Annotated in this window: 1 pseudogene; it reads left to right on the forward strand. The window is 76.5% G+C overall.

Features of this window, described 5'->3' with window-relative positions:
* Nucleotides 1–391 precede the first annotated feature (391 nt).
* A pseudogene (locus ACFW2E_RS44300) lies at nucleotides 392–2,313 on the forward strand (hypothetical protein); the annotation flags it as partial.

The following is a 2,313-nucleotide window of genomic DNA, read 5'->3' on the forward strand; positions in this document are numbered from 1 at the left end:
GGGTGGGGCAGCGGCCGGAGCCCGCGCAGTTCGGCGGGCGAGAGCCGGCGGACGAGCGCGAGGAGCAGGGCCGGGTTGCCCTCCGCCTCGGCCAGCAGTTGCTCGCGGACGGCCGGGGCGGTGGAGCCGTCGGTCACGTCGTCGAGCAGGGCGTCGGCGTGCGACGGCGCGAGCGGGTCGAGGCGGACGACGGGGAGGCGGGCGTACTCCGGGCCGACGGCACGGTGTCCGGCGACGGAGAGGAACAGCGCGACGCGTCCCGCGGTGTGCAGGCGCGCGGGCGCCGGGGGCTGGGGGGGGGGGGGCGGGGCGGGCCCCCCGGCCGCGGGGGGGGGGCCGCGCGCGGGGGGCGCGGGGGCCGGGGGGGCGGCTGGCGGGGCGGCCGGGCCCCGCGGTCACCCCCCCCCCCCTCGACCGGGTCCGCGACGGGGTCCAGCAGGGCTACGAGGACCTGTTCGTGGAGACGGCGGCCCCCTGGGTGCTGCCGTACCTCGGCGACCTCGTGGGCTACCGCACCCTGCCGGGATACGAGCGGGTCCTCACCACCGGTCTGCACGGCGGCGGCCGCGAGGCCCTGGCCGAGGCCGTCGCCCCGCGCCGGGACGTCGCCGCCACCGTCGCCAACCGGCGCCGCAAGGGCACCCTCCACCTCCTCGAGGAGCTCGCCGTACAGGTGGCGGGGTGGCCCGCCCGCGCCGTCGAGCTGTCCCGGCACGTGGCCCACACCCAGCCCGTCAAGCTGTACGGCACGGGCCGGCGCGGGGAGCGCGGACGCCTGCTCGACCTGCGGGACGCCACCGGACTCGCCCTCGCCGGCGGCCCGTTCGAGGAGGCGGCCCGGACGGCCGACGTGCGCCGGGCCGATTCCGCCAGGAAACAGGGCGGTTGGACTCCCGCCGGGGTCGGGCTCCTCGTCTGGCGGCTGAAGCCGTCCTCCCTCACCTCGTCCCCGGCCTACTGCATCGACCGCGCCCGCAACCTCTACACCTTCTCCATCCTCGGCAACGACACCCCCCTGGTCACCAAGCCGGTGCCGGAGCCGTTGCCCGCGCTCCCCCACTCTCGACCTCGCTCGAGCGGGGGGACCCCCACCGCCGCCGTCGACAACGTCCCGGCCTTCGTCACCCGCCGCCTGCTGCACGACCGGCTCGCCGACTACTACGGGCCCGGAAAGAGCCTCGTCATCCGCCGCGACGGCGAGGACCGGCCCGTTCCGCCTGCCGACATCGTCGTCGCCGATCTGTCGGACTGGCGCTACCGGCCCCGGCGCGGCCAGGTCGCCGTCGACCCGGAACTCGGGCGGATCGCGTTCGGGTCGCGGTCGGCGCCCCGGCAGGGCGTGTGGGTGGACTACCACCACGCCTTGGCCGCCGACATGGGCGGCGGCGAGTACGAGCGCGCCGACCGCGGGCCCCGGCCCGACGCCGATTTCTACCGCGTCGGCCCCGGACAGCCGTACCAGCGGATCATGGACGCCTACCGCGCCTGGCAGGACGAACGGACCGCGGGCCGCACCGGCATCATCGAGATCACGCACAGCGGCGCCCACCAGGAGCAGCTGGACTTCGACCTCGACCCGGGCGACCGACTCGAACTGAGGGCGGCCGAGGGCACGCGGCCGGTGATCCGGCTCCTGGACTGGTACAGCAACCGCCCCGACGCCCTCAACATCCGCGCCGTGTCCGACGACTGCGCCCCGCACGAGCGGCCCCGCGTCGTCCTCGACGGGCTGCTGGTCGCCGGACGCGGCATCAACGTCACCGGCCCGATGGGCGCCGTCGTCCTGCGGCACACCACCCTCGTGCCGGGCTGGTCCCTGGAGCCCGAGTGCGAGCCGCACTCGCCCGACGAGCCCAGCATCGTCCTGGACCGCACCACCGCCTGCCTCCGGATCGAGCACAGCATCCTCGGCACCATCGAGGTCATCGGCGACGAGGTCTCCGAGGACCCCCTGGACATCCATCTGCAAGACAGCGTCCTGGACGCCACCGGCGACGACCGCGAGGCCCTCTCCGCACCGGACTGCCGCCACGCCCACGCCGTGCTCCACCTGCACCGGACGACCGTCATCGGCGAGGTGCGCGCCCATGCCGTCCGGATCGCGGAGAACTGCGTGTTCACCGGCAGGCTCCACGTGGCCCGGCGCGGCATCGGATGCCTGCGGTACTCGTACGTCCCGCCCGGCTCGCGCACCCCGCGCCGCCACCGCTGCCAACCGGACCTGGCCGGGCCCGGACAGGCGTCCCGCGTACGGCCGCGGGTCGCCGCCCCCCGCGAACGGTCGGCCCGGTACCCGCCGGTGGGGGGACGGTG

Source organism: Streptomyces sp. NPDC058964, from assembly GCF_042741275.1.
GTDB lineage: Bacteria > Actinomycetota > Actinomycetes > Streptomycetales > Streptomycetaceae > Streptomyces.